General features: G+C 37.2%; 24 protein-coding genes. All 24 read right to left on the reverse strand.

Going from position 1 to position 26,254, the window contains the following annotated elements; genetic code table 11:
• Positions 1-130: 130 nt before the first annotated feature.
• Positions 131-898 carry a glycosyltransferase family 2 protein gene (locus ESV24_RS11780; protein ID WP_111816607.1) on the reverse strand — a complete coding sequence of 256 codons (768 nt, stop codon included), beginning with the start codon at positions 896-898 and terminating at the stop codon, positions 131-133.
• Positions 895-1,443 carry a WcaF family extracellular polysaccharide biosynthesis acetyltransferase gene (locus tag ESV24_RS11785; RefSeq protein ID WP_111816606.1) on the reverse strand — a complete coding sequence of 183 codons (549 nt, stop codon included), beginning with the start codon at positions 1,441-1,443 and terminating at the stop codon, positions 895-897. The genes ESV24_RS11780 and ESV24_RS11785 overlap by 4 nt, the downstream gene beginning before the upstream one ends.
• A gap of 215 nt (positions 1,444-1,658) precedes the next feature.
• Positions 1,659-2,795 carry a glycosyltransferase gene (locus ESV24_RS11790; RefSeq protein ID WP_111816604.1) on the reverse strand — a complete coding sequence of 379 codons (1,137 nt, stop codon included), beginning with the start codon at positions 2,793-2,795 and terminating at the stop codon, positions 1,659-1,661.
• Positions 2,796-2,798: 3 nt separating this feature from the next.
• On the reverse strand, positions 2,799-3,791 hold the full coding sequence (locus tag ESV24_RS11795) for a glycosyltransferase (protein WP_111816603.1): 993 nt from the start codon (positions 3,789-3,791) through the stop codon (positions 2,799-2,801).
• Positions 3,784-5,052, reverse strand: coding sequence for a hypothetical protein (locus tag ESV24_RS11800; RefSeq protein ID WP_111816601.1), 1,269 nt, complete (start codon positions 5,050-5,052; stop codon positions 3,784-3,786). Before ESV24_RS11800 ends, ESV24_RS11795 begins: the two co-directional genes overlap by 8 nt.
• 1 nt (position 5,053) lies before the next feature.
• Complete coding sequence (locus ESV24_RS11805; RefSeq protein WP_111816600.1) at positions 5,054-6,157, reverse strand: glycosyltransferase family protein; 1,104 nt, start codon at positions 6,155-6,157, stop codon at positions 5,054-5,056.
• Positions 6,154-7,167, reverse strand: coding sequence for a CgeB family protein (locus ESV24_RS11810; RefSeq protein WP_111816598.1), 1,014 nt, complete (start codon positions 7,165-7,167; stop codon positions 6,154-6,156). Before ESV24_RS11810 ends, ESV24_RS11805 begins: the two co-directional genes overlap by 4 nt.
• Before the next feature lie 20 nt (positions 7,168-7,187).
• A complete protein-coding gene (locus ESV24_RS11815) occupies positions 7,188-8,282 on the reverse strand; it encodes a glycosyltransferase (RefSeq protein ID WP_111816597.1) in 1,095 nt (364 codons plus the stop codon).
• Positions 8,279-9,385 (reverse strand): glycosyltransferase family 4 protein, encoded by a 1,107-nt coding sequence (locus ESV24_RS11820; protein ID WP_111816595.1) that lies wholly within the window; start codon positions 9,383-9,385, stop codon positions 8,279-8,281. The genes ESV24_RS11815 and ESV24_RS11820 overlap by 4 nt, the downstream gene beginning before the upstream one ends.
• Before the next feature lie 21 nt (positions 9,386-9,406).
• Entirely contained in the window at positions 9,407-10,309 is a 903-nt protein-coding gene (locus ESV24_RS11825; protein ID WP_146743175.1) for a glucosamine inositolphosphorylceramide transferase family protein, read from the reverse strand.
• A 7-nt stretch (positions 10,310-10,316) separates the two neighbouring features.
• Positions 10,317-11,462 carry a glycosyltransferase family protein gene (locus ESV24_RS11830; RefSeq protein WP_111816592.1) on the reverse strand — a complete coding sequence of 382 codons (1,146 nt, stop codon included), beginning with the start codon at positions 11,460-11,462 and terminating at the stop codon, positions 10,317-10,319.
• Entirely contained in the window at positions 11,462-12,628 is a 1,167-nt protein-coding gene (locus tag ESV24_RS11835; protein ID WP_111816590.1) for an N-acetyl sugar amidotransferase, read from the reverse strand. The genes ESV24_RS11830 and ESV24_RS11835 overlap by 1 nt, the downstream gene beginning before the upstream one ends.
• Positions 12,625-13,395 (reverse strand): AglZ/HisF2 family acetamidino modification protein, encoded by a 771-nt coding sequence (locus ESV24_RS11840; protein ID WP_111816588.1) that lies wholly within the window; start codon positions 13,393-13,395, stop codon positions 12,625-12,627. The genes ESV24_RS11835 and ESV24_RS11840 overlap by 4 nt, the downstream gene beginning before the upstream one ends.
• Positions 13,395-14,015, reverse strand: a complete 621-nt coding sequence (hisH, locus tag ESV24_RS11845) for an imidazole glycerol phosphate synthase subunit HisH (RefSeq protein ID WP_111816587.1) — start codon at positions 14,013-14,015, stop codon at positions 13,395-13,397. Before hisH ends, ESV24_RS11840 begins: the two co-directional genes overlap by 1 nt.
• Positions 14,012-15,913 (reverse strand): asparagine synthase (glutamine-hydrolyzing), encoded by a 1,902-nt coding sequence (gene asnB / locus ESV24_RS11850; RefSeq protein ID WP_111816586.1) that lies wholly within the window; start codon positions 15,911-15,913, stop codon positions 14,012-14,014. The genes hisH and asnB overlap by 4 nt, the downstream gene beginning before the upstream one ends.
• Positions 15,913-16,566, reverse strand: a complete 654-nt coding sequence (locus ESV24_RS15370; protein WP_170227892.1) for an acyltransferase — start codon at positions 16,564-16,566, stop codon at positions 15,913-15,915. The genes asnB and ESV24_RS15370 overlap by 1 nt, the downstream gene beginning before the upstream one ends.
• Before the next feature lie 25 nt (positions 16,567-16,591).
• Positions 16,592-17,479: a glycosyltransferase family 2 protein gene (locus ESV24_RS11860; protein ID WP_111816584.1), complete on the reverse strand. Its 888-nt coding sequence runs from the start codon at positions 17,477-17,479 to the stop codon at positions 16,592-16,594.
• Complete coding sequence (locus ESV24_RS11865; protein WP_111816583.1) at positions 17,469-18,638, reverse strand: glycosyltransferase family 4 protein; 1,170 nt, start codon at positions 18,636-18,638, stop codon at positions 17,469-17,471. The genes ESV24_RS11860 and ESV24_RS11865 overlap by 11 nt, the downstream gene beginning before the upstream one ends.
• 102 nt (positions 18,639-18,740) lie before the next feature.
• Entirely contained in the window at positions 18,741-20,213 is a 1,473-nt protein-coding gene (locus ESV24_RS11870; RefSeq protein WP_111816581.1) for a lipopolysaccharide biosynthesis protein, read from the reverse strand.
• Between the two features lie 208 nt (positions 20,214-20,421).
• Entirely contained in the window at positions 20,422-20,994 is a 573-nt protein-coding gene (locus tag ESV24_RS11875) for an acyltransferase (protein WP_111816579.1), read from the reverse strand.
• Positions 20,987-21,949, reverse strand: coding sequence for a Gfo/Idh/MocA family oxidoreductase (locus tag ESV24_RS11880; protein ID WP_200829532.1), 963 nt, complete (start codon positions 21,947-21,949; stop codon positions 20,987-20,989). Before ESV24_RS11880 ends, ESV24_RS11875 begins: the two co-directional genes overlap by 8 nt.
• A gap of 28 nt (positions 21,950-21,977) precedes the next feature.
• Positions 21,978-22,955 carry a GDP-L-fucose synthase family protein gene (locus ESV24_RS11885; RefSeq protein WP_111816576.1) on the reverse strand — a complete coding sequence of 326 codons (978 nt, stop codon included), beginning with the start codon at positions 22,953-22,955 and terminating at the stop codon, positions 21,978-21,980.
• A gap of 5 nt (positions 22,956-22,960) precedes the next feature.
• On the reverse strand, positions 22,961-24,079 hold the full coding sequence (gmd, locus tag ESV24_RS11890; RefSeq protein ID WP_111816575.1) for a GDP-mannose 4,6-dehydratase: 1,119 nt from the start codon (positions 24,077-24,079) through the stop codon (positions 22,961-22,963).
• A gap of 140 nt (positions 24,080-24,219) precedes the next feature.
• A complete protein-coding gene (locus tag ESV24_RS11895) occupies positions 24,220-25,347 on the reverse strand; it encodes an MraY family glycosyltransferase (protein WP_111816573.1) in 1,128 nt (375 codons plus the stop codon).
• Positions 25,348-26,254 lie beyond the last annotated feature (907 nt).

Genomic DNA, 26,254 nt, shown 5'->3' on the forward strand with positions numbered 1-26,254 from the left:
AACGGCTTTAAGCGCTTTAAATTTCGGGTTAATAATTTACTGAATATGTGTAAATAAAACTATTTTCAATCGTATGTCGATCGCTCTTTCATATTGAGTATGAATATATTATTTCTAAATTATAATAATCTTAAAATTTCTCTAATAGTTTAAAAAATTGGGGGATTTTTGAAAAATTCTTAAACAAAAGAACCCGTATGGGAAATGGTATACCATTAGATTTTATTACTGTAAAATCCTCCCTGGATTTTTGGTACATGTTCTTTAAACTCCTGTTGCTGGCACCCCCAACCCGCATTTTGGTTATAACCTTCGGGACATAGGAAAATTTAAGAGAGGGATCCCTCAAAACCCGCAACATAAAATCGTAGTCCGCAGCTATTTTGAATTTTAAGTCAAAACTGCCATGTTTCTGGTAAACCTCTTTTTTCAAAAACAAAGTGGGATGCGCGGGCATCCAACCTTTTTTCAAAAGTTTTGGGTGGAAATTCCTGCTCTTCCAAGAGCGGATAACCCGCATGGTATCTTCCTTGTTCACATATTCCAGATCGCCATAGACGCCATCTGTATCTCCTTCCTCAAATATTTTTACAATCTCTGAAATGATCTCTGGCCCGGCCAGATAATCATCTGAATGTACAAAGCCGATAATTTCGCCAGTTGCCATTTCTATTCCTTTGTTCAAGGCGTCGTAAATACCTTTGTCTGCTTCGCTTACCCACTTAATATTGAGATGTTCGGCGGCCCGTGCTTTTATAATCTCAACCGTTCTATCCTTGGAGTTTCCATCAATAACAACATACTCAATATTTTTATACGTTTGCCCCAAGACGGAATCCATGCAATTATTGATGGTTTGCGCGCTGTTATAGGTGGCAGTAATTATTGAAACTTTCATTCAACTATCTTTCTTAGTTTTATCAATTTAGCTGGATTGCCCTGATAAATGGAATATGGCTCCAAAGTTTTAGTAGCTACAGATTTTAAGGATAAAATGGAATGGTCTTTACAAACTACATTCATCGGGACAATAGCCTGTGCGCCAATCCACACACCGTCTTCAATTGTTACTGGGCCTATTATCAAATCGAAGGTTGATTTATTATAATTATGGCTTCCGCATATAATCATCGCACCTTGCGAAAGACATACGTTTTTGCCTATTGTAACCTTCGCAAGATTGTCTATCCATACTTCTTCCCCTATCCACGTATAATCATCAATAGTTAAAAACCAAGGATATTTAATGTTTACCCGAGGTTTTATAACGACTCCTTTGCCAATCTTTGCACCAAATGCCCTCAATAAATTTCTCTTTAAGAATGAAAACGGGATAAGAGGGCTTCTAAAAAAAAGAATGTTTGTTAAGTACCACAATGCGCCTTTAAATTTGGATCCGGGATTATACCAAGAATTGTCGTACGTGGATAGGTCAGTCTTCATTCACTATAATTTTTTATTCTGCAAAAATCGCGGAGTCATTGATGAATTTCTTGGCATACCCAAACGCGGATTGCTGCCAAATATCATATTTTTTTGGGCCATATAGATTGCCTTTATCAAAACGTTATGAAATTCATCTGTATTTTCCAATGGAATATACCAACCCACTTTTTTTATTTAAATTTTTTCAAGGGGTTAAGTTTGAAGGACGTTTTTTATTGAAAAAGTTCCCTGTTCAGTTTCATTGTTTGGGGGTCTTTGTAGAAATCGGAGGCATATTCAAAAGCTTGTTTTGACATTCTTTTATATACTTCATCAGTCATTGAACTTGCACTGTTCAATATTTGCGACACTTTTTCGGTGTTGTTTATATTTAAATCCCAGCCCACTCCTTTTTCCTCTAGGCCTTGCCACGGGGTTTTGTCTGAAATGATGACCGGACAGCCAGCAGAAAGCGCCTCCAAAATGGAATGCCCAAAATTTTCGCCTTCCGAAAGCATTATGAAAAAATCGTACTGTTCCAAAATAGACGGAATTACTTCACTTTCCACACTTCCTTTATAGTTTACCGTCACATTGCTGGGAAGCGAATCGATTTCATTTTGGCAAAGTTTCCAATACGCTTCGTCATAAATGGGACCGTATATGTCCAAAATAACGTTTTCCGATACTTTTTTGAAAGCGTTTATCATTTTCAAAGTTCCTTTTTCAATGGAAACTCTCGCTACGTTAGCAAATGTTGTTACTTTGTTTTTGTTTCTCTGAGTAAATTCGCCAACTAGCAACCTGGGAAAGTTTGGGGCTACTTTGGTTTTTGTGTTATTTCCCAAAATAGCCTTTATATGTTTCGATTCCTGCAGATTGGTGGCGTGAAAAACCACATTTTTGTATAGTCCAATTGCGTTGGCAATACTCAAATATGTTTTCTTTTTGAATCCTTTTACCGAAAAGGCCTGTGGATTGAGCATTCCTCTTGCAGAAACAATAATTTTCATATGCTTTTTCAACAACCAAAGTGGCAGGATCGAAAAATACCAACTGTAGATGCCGTTGATATACGCTATATCGAATTCGGTTTCGTCAACCAGTTTTTTGATGTTTTTTCTATTGAGCTGGTCTTTTGAAAAATAATAAACCGAAGTATTTTTGCTAAAAGTGTTCCATTGATTTGAAGCTACGTTTTTATAGACTTCAGTACTGCAATAATCCGTGTTTCGCGTAACTATGTAAAAATTACAGTAATCCCCCAAATGGTCCAGCATATTGGCATAGGAGCGCACTGGTCCGCCAGATTTTGTACCGGGCAGGAACCAATCCAAAAATATCAATATGTTCTTTTTTGGGTTTTCCATTTTTTATGGGGTGGCCATTTCTTTATAGATGTTTAAATATTGGCCCGCAATTTCCTTTAGGCTGAACCGTTTCACATTTTCTCTTCCCTTCTTAACCAACATTTCCCTAAGGTTTTCATTTTCAATAATATCTTTCAGGCCTTTTTCAATTTCATTTTCATCATAAGGATTTACAAGATAGGCACCTTCACCGGCAGCTTCAGCCATTGCGCCAAAATCTGAGGTAAGTACAGGTCTCCCCACTTTTTGCGCTTCGATAATGGGCATCCCAAAACCTTCATAGGTTGAGGGGAAACATAACAAATCACATTTTTCGTAGCATTCAACTATTTCACTAAAAGGGATATATGTTTTATTGGTATATTCAATTTTCAATTCTTTTAGTAGCTTTTGTTGTGCTTCAGACAAATTACCTATAATCAAAACTTCACAATGGATGTTTTGGATCGCTTTCAACGAACATTCTAGGTTTTTGTTCGGTTTTGTGCCAATGAGCAAAATAATGGGTTTTTCCGAATTAAATACCTTCGGCTTAAAAGTAAACATTGGATTTACAGGATTATGGACTACGCTGATTTTATTTTTCGCAAAAGGAATTACTTTGGAAAGTTCCTTTTTTGTGAATTCCGAAATTACCGTAATCCGTTTTACAAACATTGCCGGAAGCCAATACCAAAGCAAAAGAATGTAAAAACGTCTAATGATGTTGCCGTGAATGGCCGACTTTATATCGTGAACGGTCAGCACGGTGTTTTTGCCCGTGACTAGGGCCAGATAATTTACATCGCCGGTAATGTGGTTGATATCGGTTTTGTTCGGGCTGAAACTTCTAATATTTTTTAAGATGGTACTTGGATCCCCGCCTGTGGCCGGCATTTCGGTTTTTTTTATGTGGCAGGTATTTACAATTTCGTCTTGAAGGCTTTCAAAAAGCTCCTCAATACTGTTGTACTGTGGCAGGCGTTGGCGTGAGATGTAGTTTACTGTTTTATTCATCGCTAAAATGCCAGTTTAGAATATTCTTGCACACCCAAAAAAATAGAAATACGAGCAATAGTGATTTTACCATGTGGTTTAGCACTACTACCAGTTCCGTTTCGGCCTTTACCACCTGTAGCCAGAATAGCGGTATAAAAAATAAAATAAGTGGTTCCCTTACTACCCATTTTAGTATTAGCCTCCAAAATAAAATTAACACCACACCGAAAATTGCCATAAAAACAATACCACCGAACACACCGTAATTGGCGTAGGCCTCGCCCACAACGCTCATACCCATAGACGTTCCGCTGCTTAAATAGAGGCCTGTAAATTTTTCAAAGTTTTCCACCCCGCCGGCTTCTTCCTTGCCCGGAATCAGAAACCGGGGCAATATACTGGCATATACTGCATCAACAACCGTTTCACCGTAGGCATAAGGTTCCTTTTCTGGGGTATACTTCATAATGGCGCTTATTATCCACCCTTGGTTCAAACGCACGTTCATTTCTCCTTGTTCCTCTTTGTCCTCTGTAAACCCACCGGATATCTTTCTTGTGAGAATATCAAAAAACAGCTCCAGCTTATTGCCGGAATACCCATTCCAGACTAATGTCCTGAAATCTGCCTTCACCAATTGAATGCCCGTAGCCAGTAAAAAACCCGAAACCATAATTATAAGGGTAGTCCTTATGGCCGGCTTTACCTTATAGGCCCAAAACATAAAAAAGAATGTTGACCAAAGAATAAAATCGTGGAATAGGGCAGACCTTATGGATTCTATGAAGAGAAAGAGAATTGCGGCGTAAAACAAATAACGGTGCCATCTTTTATCTGAAAATAGTAAAATGAGCGCGCCTACATATTTAAAGTTTTCCAATAGGTAAAAAACAAAACTGAGACTGTCCGGCATTATTCTTTTGAGCAGCCCAAATGCGATGCCTAAAAGAAGAATGTAAACCCCAGCAGAGGAATAGCGCTGAAACAATCCTTCGTCGATATTTAATTTCGGCTCCTTATAAATTCCATAAAACATGGCCAACGCGAGCACAAGGTATGCGGGCACTACATAGCCCACATAAATATCCTCGGGAATGTACATATGGTATTTAAAATGGGTAAAAGTATTTTGATACTCTATAATGGGTCCAATAATCCACTGCATTCCGGCTATTAAAAGTAATAGTTCCAATATGGGAACGCGGTGCCCCAGTGCGGTTAAAAAGCGGAACCCCACGTATACAACAGCCAATATTCCTATTACAGACCAAAATTCCATATCACTTTTCCAGTTGGTTCAACAAAGGTTTCAATGCATCTTCAGCGTTATTGGTTGAGAGTCCATCAATAGATTCGACCATTGAAAAATTTTGCCGATCAAAGCTATCCATTTTCTCGAAATCCACGGGAATTACCATTCCGGACCTATAAGGTTTTACGCCCAACATCTTTTTTGAATACCATACTTGCAGCCCACAGGCTAGATATTCAAATAGCTTGTTAGAAGCGTTGTATTTATAGTTATCATCGTTAGCGGTATACAAAATAAGACCAACATTGTATTTTTTCAAAGTTAAGGGAATGTTGTTATAATCTACCCCGCCTTCAATAAAGTTTATGTGGGGACTGTCCAAGGCCTTCAGATAGTCTAAGGTTTCGGCATTATAATTATAGCCGTAAATATCAAACAAAACCTCTCCCTGTTGCGCAAGTACCCAAGTACAATATTCCTTTATATAGGAATGATCCACGGTCAAGGTACCAATATAAACGGTTTTTAAAGGTATTGTGGCTTTGGAATTCTGAAGCTCCTTTCCCCAGCTCAATGGCGGATAATTGGGAAGTATCCGCATTTTGCCACTATCAACTTCAGGATTATCTGCCAAAAACAAACGGATCCTGTCTTCATTGGTCTCGGAAATCCAGATGGCTTTTTTATATAAAAAATCCCGCTCCCATTGGTAATATTTTTTCACCAAACGCATCCCGGTTTCATACCATTCTAAGCTAAAATATTCATGATAATGTATCAACAATTCAGCTTTTTTATTGAATAATTTTAAATACCAGTAAACGGGCCAGACGGAGTAACTTTCAAAATAAAGGATTTTGTCCGGTTTAAAGAATAACAACCCAAGCAGACATTTAATGTTGAAAAGTGCGTATTTAAAAACACGGATGGTTGCATTTTCAGCCAAATTTGGCGCGGCAGTCCTTGAAATGTTATCGATTGCAACGTTCCTATATATTTTCCGCTTTTTGTTGTTATGGGTGGTCCAAACTTTTATCTTCAAATCTTTCTCTTCCGAACTTATGTTCAAAAAGTTCATTGCGGGTGGGTAAAATTCCACGGACAGATAATGCACGACTGCTATTTTTTTCATGCCATTACCGTTTTTAATACCTTCCTTAGGATTGATTCATAATCATATCCCGCTTGGTGTACTTTTTCGTATCCCCTTGAAGCAATCAATTCCAACTTCTTTTCATTGTTCAAATAGAAGTTTATTTTTTCCAAAAGGTCAGTTTCATTGTCATAAAATATAGCTTCACTATCGTCAAAAAAGGAAGTAGTTTCTTTATTGCGCTCTGTCAAAAGTGCGGTGCCACAAGCAGGGATTTCAAAAGTGCGGGTGGTGTGCAACTCCGGGAACCATTTGCTTATGGCACCCCAGCCTATGTGCGCATTTTGAAATTGCTTAACATAATCGTCGCCATAAACCCCTTTTCCCAAATAATTTAAGTAGGGATTAGTTTTATGGGAATTGGCAAAAGTTTCCCATTTTGTTCCAGCAAGCGTAACGGGAATTTCGTCTTCCAATAGTTTGCGAATCACTATTTCTCTTTCCTTTTCGTGGCGGCCAATGAAAACCAATCCTTTCTTGGATTTGAAATCGCTTTCTGATTTTTTATGGATTTCCTTATCAAAGCCTTGTGTGGTATAAATAATTTTTGAGGGATCCACGTGTTTATAGTAGAAATCCAACTCGTATGATTTTGTGGTAACTAAAAAATCATAATAACTTAGGGTTTGGTTGAATAAGGCAGATTTGTTATAAGTAAAAGCTGGATCTGGAGTAAAATGAACCATTTTTGTAGTGTAATCTCGAAACATTTGTATCACTTTTTCATTTAGGAAAATACCTTTATCAACCCAAATTAAGTCATAATTTATTTTTTTGAATTTGGAGAGCACATACCGGTTTACATTTCCAATCAAAGGGCCTTTATTATACCTAAAACCCAAAGAGCGCCAAAGCCTGTTGGTGTTGTAAAATGGTATGTGAATATCTATAACGTCAAAAATCTCTGCATTCAAAATTCCGAAAATTTTGTCGCCTCGCATTTTACTGGTTGTGCCGGGCGAATATTGACCTACGTATAAAACTTTCATATTTTCTCTAAATTCCTTAATTACTTTACAGCCGTTTCACAAAAATCCAAAAGCAACTTTTGGGTGTTTTCCGAATTGTACCTTCTTAAAATTGAGTTGAACACAGTTTCAGTTTTGTTTTTTAAAACATCGCTATCGGTATTTAAAACTTCTTCAATCTTTTTAAAAATAGCATTTGCGTTTGGTTCACAATACCAAAACGTATCATTTTCAAAGATAGTGGGAATCCCACCCCTGTTGGTGCCAATAGCAGGACATTTTAGAGCAAAGGATTCCAAAATTGAAAACGGTTGGGCATCATCCACAATGGATGGCACTACCACAAGGGAGGCATTTTTAATAAACTCATTCACATTTTTTACGTGTCCTTCAAAAAAAACTCTTTCCTTTAATTGCAATTCTTCAACCAACCTTACTATTGAACTGTGATAGGTAGCTTCCATAGTATTTGCAGATTTTGGATTGAAAGCTCCCAAAACTTTTAAAGCATATTTTTCCGGAAGCATGGATAGTGCTTTTATTAACAAATGCAGGCCTTTGCCTTCAATAATTCTTCCGAAATACAGAATTTGGTTTTTGTTTTCTTTATCATATACCAAGCACGAATCTGAAAGGTTTAGGAGAATACCGTCCGCCACATAGTCCATTTTTGTTGTCGGTGGTAAGTGTCTCGCCCAATAACTCCCCACCATTTCATTGTTGGCAACATAGTTTTTGATGCCCCTCAAACCCCATTTATTTAAACTGCCAATAGAATTTTTGTTATACACCCATTTAAAGTAAACCATAGTCCGGATACCTGTTATGTACTTTACAATTCGAATCATTGGAAACGCATGGATGGTGTGGGTAATCAATAAATCGACTTTGTTCTTTTTTATGAAACGGACAAGTTTCTCAACGGATTTTAGGTATGAAAAAACGCCCTGCACATTTGGCGGTTGTAAATTGATCACCTCAACCCTTTCATATTGAACGGCATAATCGGTAAATTTTTCGCAGACCAAAAAAACCTCATGACCACTTTTTTCCAGATATTCGGAAAAAACCGACATGGATTTTTCGGCTCCCCCGAAGGTGGAGGAGGCATTTCCGTCCACAATTAAAATTTTCATCCCATTATTTGTTTGTTTATTTTATGGCCAATTGCTTCCCATGTCATTTCGTTTCGGGTATACACCCAAGCATTAGCCCGCATCTGTAAATATTTTTTTTTGTCTTTCAAAAGTTTCTCAATTTCCGTTGCAAAATCCTCGGCCGTGAATGGGTTTTCAATAATAATTCCGGTTTCATCATGTTTTACCAATTCTGGAATGCCAAAACTACGTGGCGCAATGCTAGGGCAACCAAAATATCCGGCTTCTATCAGCACGGCGCCCATAGTATCCATTTTTGTGGGGTGTACCAACAGGAACGCTTTTGACAAAATATCCTTAAATTTTTTTAAATCCTCGGCATCCGTTTTTTTCAACAGGCCAACATATTTTATTCCAGGTTCTTCCAAAACTTCGTTAGGTGGTTTCTCGCCCATAATCTTAAGGGTGGCCGAGGGATAACGTTTCCTTATCCTTTTAAAAGCCCCAACGCAAATATGGCCACCTTTTTTTTCAAAGTTAAGGCTAATAAAAACGAAATTATAGCCGCCGTCATACTTGTCCTTGACGGGCATCTCCACGTTTCCGCCAGTATATACCACGTGCTTTTGCGATTCGTTTAAACTGTAAACCTTTACCATTTCATCCCAGGCCCATTGGCTGCCCACAAAAATATGGGTGGCGTTTTGGAGCCATTTTTCTTCCTGTTTCGCAATCCTGTCAATATCCTTTTTGTTGAAGGTTTCAATTTTTGAGAAAATTTTCAAATAGGTTATAAAATCTGCATCCAGATATACGCCATAGGGCACATTATAATTGCATTTAAGCCAAGCCGTCTGCCCGAAAAATAAATTATAATCTGCCTTTTCAAGTTTTTTCTTTACTTCAGTATCAATTTTTTGCAATCGGCTTTCCGAGAAGAAGTTGAATTTTCCCCGAAGTCCTAAAGTACGGTACAGTTTGGAATGTGATTTTTCCAATAGGTTTACAGGAGGATTGATGGGGCCAACGTAGTTTACTTTCAAATGTTTCTCCAATTCCCTATGTATATTAAAATTGATACCGCTCCACCCGCCACTGGTAACGTTTAAATCCTGATTGCTAATAAAATTGATTTTTTTCATTGGTTCCTGGGCATTTTCAATTTAATCATTTTTGGCCATAAAATATAGGGCGAACATCTTGTTTATAAAATAGTCGTTTTGTTTTCCATCCGTGGCAATGATGTTTTTTTCCTTAAAATTTGCAAAACTCAAATGGTGGCCACCATTATAGTTCCATTTTTCACTCCCTTCCAAATAATTTTCACGATATAATTCTTCACTGTAATCTTTTTCATCGAGCGCGTTAATTTTAAGAATATGCAGGCTTTTTCCATATTCCTCTGAACAATCTTGTGCCAATCTATAAAGCTGACCGTCGATTGAAACTACACCTCCCCCACATCTTTCATATTTCGCGTCAGTACATACTGGGTTTTGAGGATGCGGTCTCAGAGGTTGGGTTAGAATATCGGGTGTGAAAAATATATCCATACCTTTTTCTGAGGAAGTAAAAAGATACCACATTCCTTCAAGATATATTACGGAAGAGTCCCAATACCGACCATTAAGCAAAGTTTTAGATTTTTTAAGGCCGAATGGGAAATCCTCAAATTTGTATAAACGTATATCCTGTGCGCTTGACGAATCGGGTATCATATAAGGTGAACCGTCTATTTCAAAAACAAAGGGGTACGCAAGATGGAAATCCTCTTTTAGAACAATCCCCAGATCAATAAAATTGTCAAGATCCTGCGTTTTGTAGGCTTTTATAAACCCAGCTTTTTTGATGGATTGCGATTCATAAAACAAATAAAGCCAATCGTTCTTGACAAAAAGAAATGGATCTGCGTTGGTGTGTACTTTTTCCTTCGTTGTCCTTAATTTTTTTATGTTGAAAACCTTGCTAGCATTCTTCAGGTTTACATCAAAATTGAATTTTTCATCCATTATGTAAACTCCCATACTCCAGAGCAATCCTTTTTTAAATAATTTTATATATTTCACTAACATTTTAGAGGAGTAATTTACTATTTGTTCCTTTAAAAAGGGTTACTAATTTTTCCGCCTTTATCGTATAGCTGTTCGCAAAGGCAAAATTTCTTCTTTCATTAAAAGCTTCCTTTGAGTTTATTTCGCTCCAATTTTCCTTCTGTAGGCTAAAAAAAGTCGGAAATTCTGAATTATCAAATGTGGGAAGCATCGGGAATAATTTCAGGTCGTCATACATACTTATTCGGGTAGAAATTATTGGTTTACCGGTAGCCAAATATTCCAGGATTTTATGGGAATTGGAACATTTGTTTTTATCGCAATTATAGTCGTAACATATTAAAAATGCGTCTTGATTACGCAATTCTTCGGAAAGTGTTTTTGAGGAAACCATTCCGTGGAGGACACAATTTTCACTGTTCTTCAGAAAATCTACAAACGCTGTTGTGTCCTCGGAAACTGTACCGCCCAAATTATTTACCCCTTTTTGAAAAGCACCGTAAAAATGGAACTCTATTTCAGGATTATTCTGTACTATGGCGGTAAGGTTGGCTTTGTCCAAAATTGGTCCTATCAGCAGATTGCCAACATATGCCACTTTTTCTAATTTATTTTCCGGGTCAAAATGTTCAAGCTTGTTGCCTTCAATAAAATCTGGACTTAAACCGTGGTGAAGCACGGTTTTGTTTTTGGCATTCGAAAATGCTTCCAAGATTACTGGCGATATGGATACCAATTGGTCAAAACCTCTATATTCATTCCTGTACTCTTCATTTACTTGATCTGCCGGAAAAAAGATGGTTTTTTTACCTTTAAAATTGGAGAGATCAGTAAAAGCGCCATTGCAGTCGAAGGAAAGAACGTATTCAAAATCGGGATACTCCTTCAACCATTTTTTTACTTTACTTTTTAGCACCGCATTATACAAAGACCTAAAATGAAACCTAAACCAATTTAGATTTTTTGAGATTGGGAATGAAATAAGCCTTATGTTTTTATGGTCTGGGCAAGCTTCGTCCTTTTTCGGAGATGAAGAAAAATTGACAGTCATAAAATATACGCTAAACCCCGCCTCTGCGAACGCCAAGGCATAGTGGTGCTTTGAAAGTTTGGAAATGCCCCAATCTTCCGGAGAGATTATAAGTATATTTTTATGCTTTTGGGCCATTATTTAAAGAGTTTGCGCAGACCGCTGGTTTTTTCCAAAAGCATTTTATATTTTCTTTTGTTTCCCTCATGTGTCCCGTAAAATTCGTGGGGGACGGGATGTTTTTTCATAATGTTTTCAAACTCTTGTGGGGAAAGACCCAATTTTTTCAAAACATATTCGGTATCGTCGCTAAGTTCCTGAGCATCGTAAATCGGGGATTCCAGCGTTTTCATTGCTTCTTCCCTGCTTATTTGTCCGGAACAGATAAGGGTGCTTAAATGTGCCTTACGTTTGTCCACGCCAAATTTTGAGGGAAGAATGTAGTTTTGGTAGAATTTGGTCCAAAGGGATTCGCAATGTTTCCCGCCGTAATCCCGCCAATCAAGCTTATCCGTAATAGTGGCAATAGCGTCTTTTTTATTGTAATCCACATAATCCAAAAGGGATATGGGAGTCAATTGTTGGAAACCGGTGTATTTAATGTATTTATAAAAAGGTACACGAGGGTAGGTTTTCAACTTAATGGTGCCGAATTTATCGTGAATGGATTTTAGGTTTGTATAGTCCAACTTTGGATAGATCCACGCCTGCGGCAAAATGAATTCCGTAACAATATTGGTTCCGCTGATGATGTAATTGATGTTGAACTGCGATGCCAATTTGAACATCGTGGCCTGTATGGCGTGGTCTGAAACCACTTCTATATCAATAACCGAAGCCTTTAAATAGGAAAGTTGCAGGTCGCGAAATTCTTCCCAATTCACAACAATGGTATGCAGATCGAAGCCCAGTTTTTCAATAATACTGTTCACGTTGTGGACGGCAAGTTCAGAATTCCAACCATTGTCAAAATGTACCGCTAAAGGCCTAAGACCAAGTTCCTTAACAATATAGGCAACGTAAGTACTGTCCACGCCGCCACTGAGGCCAATAAGGCAGTCGTATTTTTTGCCCTTGCCGTTTTCCTTTATTTCGGCAACTATCTTTTCTAAAGCTTTTGAACGTGCAGGCTCTTTTAATAAATTTTTCTCGGCGGCCGCCTGATATTCAAAATAATGATTGGAGATGCCATTTTCATCAAAACTTATATTTTCGTCAGTGGTATCCATTACTGTTTTTGTACACATTTGGTACGCCCTTTCGGAGAACAGGTCTGGATGGTATTTACTTGTTTTTATAATCATAATTTTGAAAAAACTTCCTCGATCAATTGATTTTGTTTTGGGTAATTGATCATTATCCCCTTTTGTTCCGAAGCATATACAAACAGGCTTCCCGCCGCTACAGCAGATGCCCCGCCCTTTACAATTGCTTCGGTAATATCTGCTACTTTTGAAGCCCCGCCACAAGCCACCACTGGTATTGAAACCGAATCTGCCACGAGTTTTATCAGTTCAATATCAAATCCTTTATAGGTGCCATCACGGTCAATTGATGTTAAAATTATTTCACCCGCACCGGCCTCCTCAACCTTTTTAGCAAAATCCACAGGCGATAAATTTGTATTTTTTTTCCCGTTGTTCCGATAGACTTTATAATTGCCAAGCCAATCCTTTTTTACATCTATAGAAACCACGGCACTTTGACTGCCAAATTGTTCTGCTATTTGGGTTAATAATTTAGGATTGTCAAATGTGCTGGTATTTAAAATAACTTTTTCCGCTCCTTGATAGAGCAGTTTTTTTACCTGTTCAATGGTGGTAATGCCGCCGCCATAAGAGAGTGGCATAAAAGCTTCTCCCGCAATATCAGTTAATTTTTCAATATTAGGCCCTCGGTTTTCCTTTGAAGCGGAAATGTCCAAAATAACAATTTCGTCCACTTCCTTTTCATTGAAGATTTTCACCGCGTTTATGGGGTCGCCAATATATTTATGGTCCTTGAATTTGATGGATTTTACCAAGCCACCATTCTGGATTAACAATACAGGTATGATACGAATACGCCTCATCAATAATTTTTTATGAAATTGCTTAACAGTTGCATTCCGTATTTGTGACTTTTTTCAGGGTGAAACTGCATCCCGATAATGTTTTCCTTTATAAACCCGGCGGTAAAACCGTAACCATATTTTGCGGTAACGGCAATATCTTCTGGATTGTCGCAGTCAATGTGATAGGTATGCACAAAATAAAAACGTGATTCCTCGGGCATATCCGAAAAAAGCGGGGCGTGCTTTTTAAAACTGACCTCAGACCAGCCCATGTGAGGCACCTTTAAATTCTGGTCAAATTTTGAAGCGTCAAATTTTACGGTATCGGCGGCAATCCATCCCAAGCCTTTTTGCGAACCTTCTTCGCTACCCCGGGTTAGCAATTGTGCGCCGAGGCAAATTCCCAAAATTGGAATTTTTTCCTGTAATACTTTCTTATTGAGAAGGTCCACCAGTCCCGAGGAATGCAACTTATCCATGCCATAATCAAAATGGCCCACGCCCGGCAAAATCAATTTTGAAGCATTTTCAATATCTTCATGTTTACCCGAGATCAATGCATCTGCGCATCCCACCTTTTTGAGCATTTTTTTTATGGAAGTGAGATTGCCCACTTCGTAATCTATGATTACTATCATGATACCTTTGCGTATTTTATTGACGGGTTTACGTTCAGTGACACATTAAATGCGCGCATCCAATGGTTCAGGCTTATTGCCTTGAAAAAAACATCGGCATAGGGCACATTCCCTTTTATGAAATTTTCATATTCATCGATTATATTTTCGTTTATGATGCCTTTCAAATTAAGCACCGCATCTTTAAGTTCTTTTTTAATAATTTCTGGGTTTTCCTTTATCCAAATAATGTCCGGGGCCACAAAGCCCATTTTATCGTATCTATGGATAATTTCTTCGGGAAGGTCGTCTTCCATCCCTTTTCTTAAAATTGCCTTGGTTATGCCGTTCCGGATTTTATAATCATCCGGCAGGGACAAACAGAATTCCACCAAACGATAATCTAAAAACGGCAATCGCGACTCCACTGAATGCATCATAGAATTCCGATCTTCGGAATGTAGCTGATAGGGTAAACTATAAGTAAGAAGCTCGTGTTTGGAAAGATCCATTATATTTTTAATCTCCTCGGTGTTTCCCGGGTTGGTGGATTTAATGTGTGCATACTTATTTATGAAATCATCGTTAAAATAGGTTTTGGATTTGGACTTTTTGTTGAGAACCTTTTCTTTAAGATTTCCCAAAAACATAAAATTCGCAAACCGGTGTACATAAGATAATGTTGAAAGATGCTGCGACTTGCTTCGTTTTTGTATTTCTTTATAGAGCGTTGAAAATTTTCCATTCAAGAATAAATTTTTCCAAAAAAACATAAAAAACTCACCGTAGCCCGCCAAATATTCGTCAGCACCTTGGCCGTCCAACATTACGATTAGCTTATTCTCTGCCGCTGTTTCAAAAACTTTATATTCCGAAAAATGACTGGCGGAAAAAATGGGTTGATCCTGATGGTAGTTTATTTTTTCCAAAATGCCCCCTTCAATTAAATCATTCAAATCTGGATATACTTTGTGGGGATCGGAATTGATCTTTTTATTGACAAGATCAGCGAACTGCTGTTCATCATAGCCTTCTTGGGTATAACAGGAGGTAACGGTATGGACTTTGCCCATTAGCGACCCGGCTATGCAAACAATTGAGGAACTATCCAATCCCCCAGAAAGGCAGGAGCCCAATTTTACGTCCGACCGTAAACGAAGCGTAACGCTTTGGTTTAGCAGATCAACAAATTTGGAAGATGCATCGGTAAAAGTGATATCTTTTTTAGCTACTGGTTTAACCCTGTTTAAATAGTACCATTGTGTTTTGGTAAGGATAGACGTTTTAATATCGTAAACCATTTGGTGGCCTGCCTTTAGATTGAAAACATTTTGAAGGAAGGTGTTTTCGTCAGTATTCAAGTCGTTATTCACCAAGTATTTATAAACTATTTCTTTGTTTATTTGCGCATCAAAACCGGGAAGGTCCAAAAATTGTTTCACTTCGGAACCTATGTATAATGAATTGTTGATAAGGGTATAGCAGAAAGGCTTTATTCCAAAACGGTCCCTGCTGCAAAAAACAACTTGCTTTTTTTTATCGTACAGTACAAAAGACCACATTCCGTTGAAATGGTTTAGGCAATCCTGCCCCCAATGATCGTATGCCGCAAGGATTACCTCGGTATCTGTTTCGGAAGTGAAGGAGTATCCATGTTGCTTTAATTCGACCTTTAATTCTATGTAATTATAGATTTCACCATTATAAACAATCACGTAATCTTGGTAAGCCATAGGTTGATGGCCAGCACTGCTCAAATCCAAAATAGACAGTCTCCGGTGTCCCAAGCCAATATTACCGTCCACAAAAATACCGGAATCGTCGGGCCCGCGATGGATGATTCTATTGTTCATGGAATCAAGCAAATTAGGTTCGACAATGGTGTTGTCTTTATTTATTATGGCCGAGATTCCACACATTATTTTAAATATTTTCTTTTGTACTGTTCAAATTTTTCTTTTTTGATGAAACCAATATACTCATTCTCATCCTTATATCTAATACATTCCGAAGGATCCAAATCCCTCAGTTTTTTTGCGGGATTCCCTGCAATTACACAATGTCCTTCTGGAAAGGATCTGGTTACCACCGCCCCTGCGCCCACGATTGTAAAATCTCCCAGTTCTACTTCGGGAAGAATCATAACATTCATTGCCACCAAGCAGTATTCCCCAATTTTAATGGGCTTGCACAGAGTATAATCCCGTAAATTGTATAGGTTATGTTTGGCACTTTGTATTCCCACGTTGGCTGATATTTGCGTATAGTCGCCAATTTCAATACCATTTTTGCCCTGTATGTAACAGCCCCGCATATAGCCGGGACAGGTATCCACACCAATTTTAATATTTTTAAAATATGCAATTTCACTGGAAGGATGAACGGGCCAATAAATAAATCTATGACTGGAATTAAATAAAACCTGTCTTAACCAATGGGAAAACTTGATCTGTATTTCGGAGTTTTCAGTGCCTTTAATAAAATCAAAGTAGGGTATTGGCCTCAATAGAAAATTGATTATTCTTTCTAGGTAATAAAAAAACTTGTTATAAATTTTGATCAGAAAAATCATATTTTAGATTTTTATTTATATTGGATTAGGCAGGCAACATAAGTTTTCTATATAAAACATTATTCCAAGAAAGGCCACTTTCCTTTTGTAGCTCCAAACCTTTCTTTAAAGAATGATGCTTTATCGCGGAAATAATGGACACAGCTTTCTCGTTTTGTAATTTATTTAAAATTATTTTCTTTTCGTCTTCATTTAGGGGGCAATTTTTTGATAAAATTAAAGCTTCCGTAATCAATATGTATTTGAATGGTATAAAAGGATTCGTCATGTTGTCATTCATCTGTTGATCATCGTGTTCCCTGGACCAGATTAAAGCCCCTGGCATTAACACAACCGGAAATCTCTGCGAAAGTTTATGCCATATCTCCACATCGCCAACGTGTTGTTTTCCGCTAAAACCATGAATGGCTTCAAATGATTTTCTATTTATTATACTGGACATAGGCGCTTTGTGGAATATGGATTTTAAATCAAAGTAATGATATTTATAAGCCTCCGGAGGTGATAGTTGAAATGGATATATTTGATCCTCATCCTGTATATCCAAACACAGTCCGTAACCCGCTTCAGGGAATTGCTCCATATAGTACACCATTTCCTCCAGTCCGTTGGGATACATCAAATCATCCGAATCCACGTACTTTAGGTATTTTCCCTTTGCATAACTTGCGGCTTTGTTTCTATTGGGGTAATCGCCTAAATTATTTTCATTGATATATACTTTAATCCTGTTGTCCTGTGCTTCATATTGGCGTGCAATTTTTACGGAAGCATCATTGGAACCATCATCCACGATGATCAATTCCCAATTTTTAAAGGTTGATTTTATAACACTTTCAATAGCTTGGGCCACATATTTTTCCCTATTATATACTGTCATCAATACTGAAACCAAGGGTGCATTATTTTCCATATATATTTTTTAAGTTGTTAATTCTATTTGCAAGTGTAAAAGGCAAAAAATTCATAAGATTGTAATTTTTGGTTTTCATGAAAGCATGTGGTTTTGTGTTAATAAATACATCTTCATAAGCTTTTGTCTGTATATATGGTTTGAACATTGATTCCGCTTTGCTGATGCATTTATGGCTTATTACTGCCATTTCGTCTCTATTATTGTCCAGATATTTAATGAATTTTCCATATTTTTCAATTTCGTCCAAGGGTACGGTATAACCTGTAACCCCATCCTCTATAAGTTCTGGGATGCCGCTTTTTAAGTTGGTCGCTATTGGGATAACGCCACATTTCATGGCCTCAACAATTGAAACCGGTAAGCCTTCGCCATACGAAGGTAAAATTAAAATATCGTGTTCACTATGCAGTGAAATAACTTCTTGATTCGTCAATTTGCCCTTAAAATTTACATTGGAAAAGGATTGTAGTTCCTTCATTAATTTTTCCTCCAAGGGCCCAGCTCCAATAATGTTGAATATAAAATTAATTTTAAGTTCTGTCAATTGGGTCAGAATATTCTTAAAAAGCAATACTCCTTTATCTTCAATTAAAGCACCCACAAAAGCCACCCGAATTATTTTGGCTCTAACTTTTTCTTTATCATTATCTATGGTTAAGGGAACTGGAAATTTCACACTTACCACATCAATTTTTGAAAATGTGTCTTTGTTTTCGAAATTGGATTCAATCTTTTCCATCAGATAATCGCTCACCGTAATTATAGTATCAATCAAATGGCCCTGTTCATTGATACAGTTAAAGTAATGATCATAGTCTCCGTGCATAATATATACCACAGGGATTGTAAAATTAAGATTATTGACAACTTCCAGTTCAATCCCGCCATCGTTGGATATTAAAATAGAATTGTTATCAAGATGCCTTTTTATCTTATTCATTACACCCTGTTTACTCGACCATTTTCCATTATAGTTTATTCTAATAATTTCATCCGCGTTAAACTCATCTTGAACCCTCAACAAGGGATCGTCCATTGTATTATGGATCAACACTACTTTGGCTTTACATCTATTGGTTCTAAACCTCAACAAATTTCTAACCACGGATGCTACCCCTCCATCCTTATCCGGCAATATATAGACTAAGTTTTTCATATGGGTTTTGGCAAAAATTAAAGTATGCTGAATGTTTCTCCAGAATTGAAAATTATAAAAACATTACTATACCCATCAAACTTAATATATGAATGCGTTTTTTTATGATTGCAAACGTTTTTTTCTTTCAAGATAAGTGTTTTTTAAAATTTTTAGTAAATCCATAAATTCTGTGAAGCCCTTGGTTTTCGCAACAATATTTATTAAAAAATAACAAAGTATATAAATAGATGACTTTATGGCAATTAGCAGGAAATGATTAAATTCCATTTCCGGCATCAAGAATTCTATTATCATAACAATTATAAAGGGTATAAAATATGTTAGAAAAAGTTTCATGAATGAACCTATTTTAAAGTCAAAAAACCTTCTTAACAAGACCAAGTTAAAATACATTCCTATTATAGCCGCAGCAATGGTTGCAATTATATAGGCGTACAGACCATAATATATGGCAACCGGGATTGCCAAAAGATATAGTGCCTTTTTGATAATTTCTACTTTAAGATTTGCTCCAGACTTTCCGATGCTCAATACCGGTGTCACTAAGATGGTTGGTATAGTATGTATAAATGTGAACAACCCCAAGATTTGAAAAATAGGCACACTACCAAGCCATTTTTCGGTAAACAATAGAACGATGATAGATTTGGCGTTGATCACCGCCAATCCAGAAAAAAGAAAAGTGGTGAAACAAACCACATGTAAAACTCTTATTAAAGCATCCCGTAACCTTTTATTGTCATCCGCAATTTTTGAAAAAGAGGGAAATAGCACCCCAGAAATCGATGAGAAAGCAAATGTGAAAACTAGATTATCCAAAGACTGAGCTTTGTAGAACAGACCTAATGTGGATGCGGAAAATAGCTTTCCGATAATAATGGTATCAAGCTTATTGAATACAGAATCAATAAATATGCTCAAGGAGTATTTGTAGCCAAAATTCCAAAGTTCCTTCACTTGTTTTATATCAAACAAAAAACTAGGTTTCCAAGGTGAAAAATACCAGATTAATATGGTGCCAATAACCCATCCGGATATTTGGGAGTATATCAAACTATATACGCCAAAGCCCGTATATGCCAAATAAATTCCCACACCTCCTGAAATAAATCCGGAAACCAGTTCAATTTTAAAAGGGGTTTTAAAATCCAGCTTCTTCTGGAAAAGCGCATTTTGCAACGTAGAAAGCCCTTTAATTAAAAATGTCAAGGACATTAACTGTGTTATTGGCTTTAATTGGGGCATTTCAAAATAAACCGCAACCCAGGATGCGGAAAAAAACATAGCCACGCCTAGCAAGGCGGCCATCAACATATTTATCCAAAAAACTGTTGAAAGCTGTGTTTTGTTTACTCGCTGCTTTTGAATGATGGCATTCCCAAAGCCAAAATCCACAAAAGAATCTGTAAGACTTGCAAACACCATGGCCAAGCCCAAGAGACCAAAATCCTCCGGAAATAACAAACGCGCCAAAATGGTGGAAACCACAAAATTCCGGAACTGACCTACCATTATTTTGGTAAAATTCCAACTTGCGGCATTTAGAGTCGAACTTTTGAGATCTTTCTTCAAAAAAAATTATTTAGTCTTATTTTGATTTATTGTAAAACCTCTTGTGAACAAAGTCCTATGTATATATTATAATATTTTATAAATATATATATGTACTAAATTCTTACTTGGAAAAGTTTCATGGGTAACCTAGGCACATACTCAATAGGTATTATCACTGATAATCTTTGCAAGAAAACCCAATATTTTTTCCACTGTAAATTCAATATTAGATTTCCCTTACGATATCGTTTTCCAACTTATAATTTTTTTTACTCTGGTCACAAACTGCAAGCCCTTCTTTATCAAAACGCAATCTGTTTCCTGCCTTGCTTACCCATCCAATCTGTTTGGCGGGATTGCCCACTACCAAACAATAATCGGGAATATCTTTTAAGACTACTGCCCCGGCACCGACAAAAGCGTATTTTCCGATATTTATCCCACAAAGTATAGTGGCATTGGCGCCGATGGAGCACCCTTTTTTAAGAAGCGTTTTTTTGAATTCTTCTTTTCTTATAATAAAGCTTCGAGGATTTATAACGTTTGTGAAAACAATGGAAGGGCCCAAAAAAACGTCGTCTTCAACCTCTACTCCTTCATAAATAGATATATTGTTCTGCACCTTTACGCCATTCCCAATTTTTACATTGGGGCCAACAACACAGTTTTGCCCAAAGGAACAATTTTCGCCAATAACAGTATTGGAAAGAATATGGCTGAAATGCCAGATTTTGGTCTTGTTGCCAATGGTTACATTGTTATCAACGTACGAAGATTCGTGAACAAAGAAATTAGCCATTAATGATTTTTTTACAGAATGGATGATATTCCCCTTTAAGCCCAATAGGTTCCAAATTTCGAATGGTAGATACCATATTTATGGAACCATAAGCTTCCTCTAGCCCAAAGCCATTGCCTTTTAAAATTTCCTCATAGCTTCTTGTGTGCAATTCGTTAAAGCCGCCACTGAATTCAATCTCTTCTCTATCTACGGTAATGGATCTAAACGTGGTTAGGCCGCGCTCCTTTACCTCATTTGGGATATGATCATAGTTTACGGAAAGAAACCAGCGTACCTCCGCATTTTTCAACTTGAAACTGCCAGCATTGGTATCAGCGGTTTTAATATGAACGGTGTTTTCAATTACATCACCAAAAATCCAACAGAGCATATCGTAAAAATGCACGCCTATATTTGAGGCAATGCCCCCGGATTTGGCTTCATTCCCTTTCCACGAGACAAAATACCATTTGCCACGGGAGGTAAGATACGTTAAGTCTATATCGTAAATTTTGTCAGGGTTTTTTTCGAGCTCTTTCGATACTTTCTCTTTTAAAGCTATAAGGGAAGGATGCAACCGAAGCTGAAGGATATTGTTTATTTTCTGACCGGTTTCCTTTTCAATCAACTGCAATTGGTCTACATTCCAAGGGTTTAGAACCAAGGGTTTTTCACAAATAGCATCCGCCCCGTTTTTAAGTGCGAACCGAATATGGGAATCGTGCAGATAATTGGGCGAACAGATAGACATATAATCTATGCGATTTCCACTGTCTCTTCTCCATTTGTCCACAAACCTATCAAACCGCTCAAACTCTGTAAAGAAACTGGCGTTTGGGAAATTACTGTCCATAACCCCAATACCGTCATAAGGATCCATCGCGGCTATAAGATTGTTGCCGGTATCTTTTATTGCTTTCATATGCCGCGGGGCAATGTACCCCGCCGCACCTATCAATGCAAAATTTTTCATATTATAAATAAAATTTAGTTAGTTAATCTCAAAATTCACGCTCCTTGGTTAATTCTTTCAGGTCCAAGGCCCTAAAATTATTTTGATGTTTCAAAAACCATTCATAAGTTTGGGCAATTCCTGTTTCGAGGTCTATTGTGGGTGAAAAACCCATACTCATTAATTTACCGCTATCCAATAGTTTGCGCGGAGTTCCATCTGGTTTTGTACTGTCCCAAACTATTTCGCCATTATGGCCAACAGTTTGCTGTACAATTTCAGCCAATTGCTTTATGGTTACGTCACTGCCGTAACCCACATTGTAAAGATGTTCGGGAAGCTCATTATTTACTGCAAAGAGTACGCCCTGCGCCATATCGTCCACGTGTAGAAACTCCCGCATGGGCTTGCCGCTCCCCCAAAGGGTTACAGTGGAGTGACCCTCTATCTTAGCTTCGTGAAACTTACGGATCATTGCTGGTAGTACGTGGGAGGATTCCAGATCAAAATTATCAAATGGCCCGTACAAATTGGTGGGCATTAAACTTACATAATCCTTGTTGAATTGTTTACGAATAGCCTCGCAAGCCTTTACCCCTGCAATTTTTGCAATTGCATACCATTGATTGGTTGGTTCCAAAGACCCCGTAAGCAGGTATTCTTCTTTTATTGGTTGTTGTGCCATTTTTGGATAAATGCACGAACTGCCCAGAAATATAAATTTTTGCACCCCATTATTGTGAGCTGCATCTATAAGGTTGTTCTGTATCTTGAGGTTATCCATCAAAAAGGGATACGGCGAAGTGTTGTTTGCCAATATTCCACCAACTCTTGCCGCCGCATCAATTACGGCGAATGGTTTCTGTGTTTTGAAAAAGGAGTTTACTTCTACTTGGTTTTCAAGATTGAGTTCGGCTCTATTTTTTGTGATAATATTGGAAAAACCTGCTGCGGTCAATGCCCGCAAAACTGCAGAACCAACCATTCCGTTATGCCCCGCAATAAATATTTTTGAGTCTTTCTCCATTTGGCCTATTCGAAATAATTTAAAGTGTCAAAACCGCCACGGTTCAAATGCCTTTCTTTTTCCATAAGCTTTATGTCGCTTTGCATCATTTCATTGACAAGTGCTGGAAGATCGTAAGTAGCTTCCCAACCCAATTTCTTTTTCGCTTTTGAAGGGTCGCCAATTAGAAGATCTACTTCGGTGGGCCGGAAATAACTGGGATCTATATTAAGCACTTCCTTCCCGATAGGCAGTTGGTAATCTGGGTTATTGCATTTTTTTATATATGCTTTTTCATTTTCGCCTTTTCCCTTAAATTCCAATTGAATGCCTACTTCAGTGAATGCCATTTTTACAAAATCACGTACCGAAGTGGTTTTTCCTGTGGCAATTACCCAATCCTCGGGTTCATCTGCTTGTAGAATCATCCACATCATCTCAACATAGTCCTTTGCGTGGCCCCAATCCCTTTGGGCATCAAGATTTCCCAAATAGAACTTGTCTTGAAGTCCCAAAGCAATTTTTGAAACGGCCCTGGTTATTTTTCGGGTAACAAACGTTTCCCCACGAACAGGCGATTCATGGTTGAAAAGGATACCATTACAGGCAAACATGCCGTAGGCTTCTCTATAATTTACAGTAATCCAATACGCATACATTTTTGCCACTGCATAAGGGCTTCGTGGATAAAAAGGTGTGGTTTCTGACTGTGGTACTTCCTGCACTTTTCCATATAATTCTGAGGTGGAGGCTTGATAAATTCGCGTTTTCTTTTCTAAACCGAGCAGACGTACAGCATCTAAAATCCGTAGGGTTCCTATTCCATCTGCGTTTGCAGTATATTCGGGAACCTCAAACGATACCTGAACATGGCTCATTGCGGCCAGATTATATATTTCGTCAGGTTTTATTTGCTGGATAAGTCGTATTAAGTTGGTACTGTCCGTCATATCTCCATAATGGAGAATAAAATTTCTATCCTCGATGTGGGGGTCTTGATAAAGATGATCTACCCTATCTGTATTTAATAGGGATGAACGTCTTTTAAGTCCGTGGACTATATATCCTTTTTTTATTAAAAGTTCACTTAAATATGCACCGTCCTGTCCCGTGACTCCTGTAATGAATGCTATTTTGTTTTTCAATGTTGTGTTGGTTTTACTAATTCAATAAGAAAATTTTATTGATTTTTATTTAAACAAAAATAATCCTTTTATACTTATAACAAGATTCGTTATAAATATTAAAAATGACTAAGCACTTACGATTCATTGTGTTGACCCTATCAATCCGCAAGACGACCATAGGGGATATTGATTTCTATTCTTCCTTTTTTAAGAGTCATAAAGTATGGGAAGAGACCAATCAATTGGGCGGCGAGAACCAAAATAAATAACTGAATATTAATATCCAAACTGTTGATCAAAAAGGCTATACTTATAATAAGTACGTTACCAATGACAACCAATAACGTGGCGCGCTTGTGCGAAAAACCCAGTTCCAACAAACGATGGTGTATATGGTTCCTATCTGCGCTGAATGGACTGCGTTTTTGTAAAATTCTTATAATAAAAACCCTTAGGGTGTCTAAGATAGGAAAAAACAAAATCGCCAAAGCCAAAATAGGGGCGTTTGAAACCTCAAAATTGGAGGCTCCTGTTTGTTGATGGGCGAGAAAACCCATTGCTTGGTACGCCAATAAAAAACCAATGAAAAGGGAACCAGAATCCCCCATAAATAGTTTGTTTATTTTGGAAAGATTAAACCTTAAAAAGCCGATGGTAGCACCAATTAAAATCAAGGAAATCAACAGTAAAAAATATTGCTCGTTCATAAAAAAGAATATAGCAAATGTGGCACTGGCAATAATTGCAATACTTCCTGCCAAGCCGTCAATACCGTCAATAAGGTTAAAGGCATTCACTATGAAAATAAAGACAATAGTTGATAGTAGGATAGAAGTAATGTAGGGCAACTCTTCAATTCCAAAAAGTCCGCCAAAACTGTGAATTCTTATATCTGAAAGTAAAACCACTAAGATTGCAGCTATTATCTGGCCAATCAGTTTTTTCTTGGGTGACAACCCAATAAGATCGTCCTTTACACCCAGAAAAAAGAGAATAGTAATGGCAGCCAAGAGAACCAATAAATTGCCAAATTCTGGTTTAATCAAGCCTGATATACCACCGATGATCATTATTGAAATTGAAAATGCTATAAATAGACCAACCCCTCCCAACGTGGGAATCTTTTCTAGATGTGAACTGCGTGATCCCGGCTCATCCATGATGTTTTTGCTGCGAACCAAATGAATAATTGCAGGATACATCATAACAGACAACCAAAATGCCGTCACCAACGCAAAAGATCCTAAAATATAAGGATGGGAAAACAAGTTGATGACATATTCCATAATTTTTAAATATTAAAAGAGTTTTGTTATAGTAAATTTTTAAAGATTCATTATTTTAAATAATGTTCAAATGCTCACAGAAAATCATCTGAGGGAATTCAAATTCAATCTTTTTAAAAAACTTTCTTTAAGGCCTTATATTTTTGTGGAGTAGGTTTAAGGCACTAATATTTGGGGGGGGTAGGACAAATTTATAGCATCTTTAAAACCCTCACTTAATTTTTAACAACATTTGGCTCAACTTTTCAGTTTCTGTTAAGAAAATTTTGTTAAGGAAAGCCCAATGGTATACCGCCAAATGGAAGATTTATCGGTTAACTGGATTCAGTATTTTCATGAGGAAAATCAATACAGTATCCCAATCTAATTTTAATGCTTTTTCCATTGTTACTTTATTGATTGTTATTTTATTGATTGTTACTTAATTGATAATATGAAACATGTCATTTATTGGTTTTTTTCCGCTTCTTCTGATCTCCATCCAATAAGATTTTCAGCATTCGAATTCATCATTATAATGTTTGTTTAGTATAGCCCAATATGGTTTACTTTAACCATTGTAAAGGTGTGCAGTTTAAAGAGGGAAAGGTGTTACACAAATTGCCTAAAAAGTTACACAATTCGTATATTTTATGAGTAAGATCGATGAAAACTGGATATGCTGTTTGTGCGATGGCTTCAGCTTGCAGGTAACGGCACCGGGTATCAGTCCATTAATATCAAGTATATCTTTCAAAAAAAATTGAAATCACTTCATTTTTAAAATTACCTAAAACAAAAAAGAGGTCGTCTAAAAACTATTTAGGCGACCTTTTATTTTTTGGTCTTTTTGATTTTATTCTGAAGCTGATTGTTTAATTAGGTGATTAGTCAGTAGATCAAATTAAGCAAAGCGATTCTTACATCG

This window comes from Aequorivita lipolytica (genome assembly GCF_007997135.1).
Taxonomy (GTDB): domain Bacteria; phylum Bacteroidota; class Bacteroidia; order Flavobacteriales; family Flavobacteriaceae; genus Aequorivita; species Aequorivita lipolytica.

Coding starts and splice junctions, on each gene's coding strand:
- ESV24_RS11780 (WP_111816607.1), bottom strand. CDS start 898: ATGAAAGTTTCAATAATTACTGCCACCTATAACAGCGCGCAAACCATC.
- ESV24_RS11785 (WP_111816606.1), bottom strand. CDS start 1,443: ATGAAGACTGACCTATCCACGTACGACAATTCTTGGTATAATCCCGGA.
- ESV24_RS11790 (WP_111816604.1), bottom strand. CDS start 2,795: ATGGAAAACCCAAAAAAGAACATATTGATATTTTTGGATTGGTTCCTG.
- ESV24_RS11795 (WP_111816603.1), bottom strand. CDS start 3,791: ATGAATAAAACAGTAAACTACATCTCACGCCAACGCCTGCCACAGTAC.
- ESV24_RS11800 (WP_111816601.1), bottom strand. CDS start 5,052: ATGGAATTTTGGTCTGTAATAGGAATATTGGCTGTTGTATACGTGGGG.
- ESV24_RS11805 (WP_111816600.1), bottom strand. CDS start 6,157: ATGAAAAAAATAGCAGTCGTGCATTATCTGTCCGTGGAATTTTACCCA.
- ESV24_RS11810 (WP_111816598.1), bottom strand. CDS start 7,167: ATGAAAGTTTTATACGTAGGTCAATATTCGCCCGGCACAACCAGTAAA.
- ESV24_RS11815 (WP_111816597.1), bottom strand. CDS start 8,282: ATGAAAATTTTAATTGTGGACGGAAATGCCTCCTCCACCTTCGGGGGA.
- ESV24_RS11820 (WP_111816595.1), bottom strand. CDS start 9,385: ATGAAAAAAATCAATTTTATTAGCAATCAGGATTTAAACGTTACCAGT.
- ESV24_RS11830 (WP_111816592.1), bottom strand. CDS start 11,462: ATGGCCCAAAAGCATAAAAATATACTTATAATCTCTCCGGAAGATTGG.
- ESV24_RS11835 (WP_111816590.1), bottom strand. CDS start 12,628: ATGATTATAAAAACAAGTAAATACCATCCAGACCTGTTCTCCGAAAGG.
- ESV24_RS11840 (WP_111816588.1), bottom strand. CDS start 13,395: ATGAGGCGTATTCGTATCATACCTGTATTGTTAATCCAGAATGGTGGC.
- hisH (WP_111816587.1), bottom strand. CDS start 14,015: ATGATAGTAATCATAGATTACGAAGTGGGCAATCTCACTTCCATAAAA.
- asnB (WP_111816586.1), bottom strand. CDS start 15,913: ATGTGTGGAATCTCGGCCATAATAAATAAAGACAACACCATTGTCGAA.
- ESV24_RS15370 (WP_170227892.1), bottom strand. CDS start 16,566: ATGATTTTTCTGATCAAAATTTATAACAAGTTTTTTTATTACCTAGAA.
- ESV24_RS11860 (WP_111816584.1), bottom strand. CDS start 17,479: ATGGAAAATAATGCACCCTTGGTTTCAGTATTGATGACAGTATATAAT.
- ESV24_RS11865 (WP_111816583.1), bottom strand. CDS start 18,638: ATGAAAAACTTAGTCTATATATTGCCGGATAAGGATGGAGGGGTAGCA.
- ESV24_RS11875 (WP_111816579.1), bottom strand. CDS start 20,994: ATGGCTAATTTCTTTGTTCACGAATCTTCGTACGTTGATAACAATGTA.
- ESV24_RS11880 (WP_200829532.1), bottom strand. CDS start 21,949: ATGAAAAATTTTGCATTGATAGGTGCGGCGGGGTACATTGCCCCGCGG.
- ESV24_RS11885 (WP_111816576.1), bottom strand. CDS start 22,955: ATGGAGAAAGACTCAAAAATATTTATTGCGGGGCATAACGGAATGGTT.
- ESV24_RS11895 (WP_111816573.1), bottom strand. CDS start 25,347: ATGGAATATGTCATCAACTTGTTTTCCCATCCTTATATTTTAGGATCT.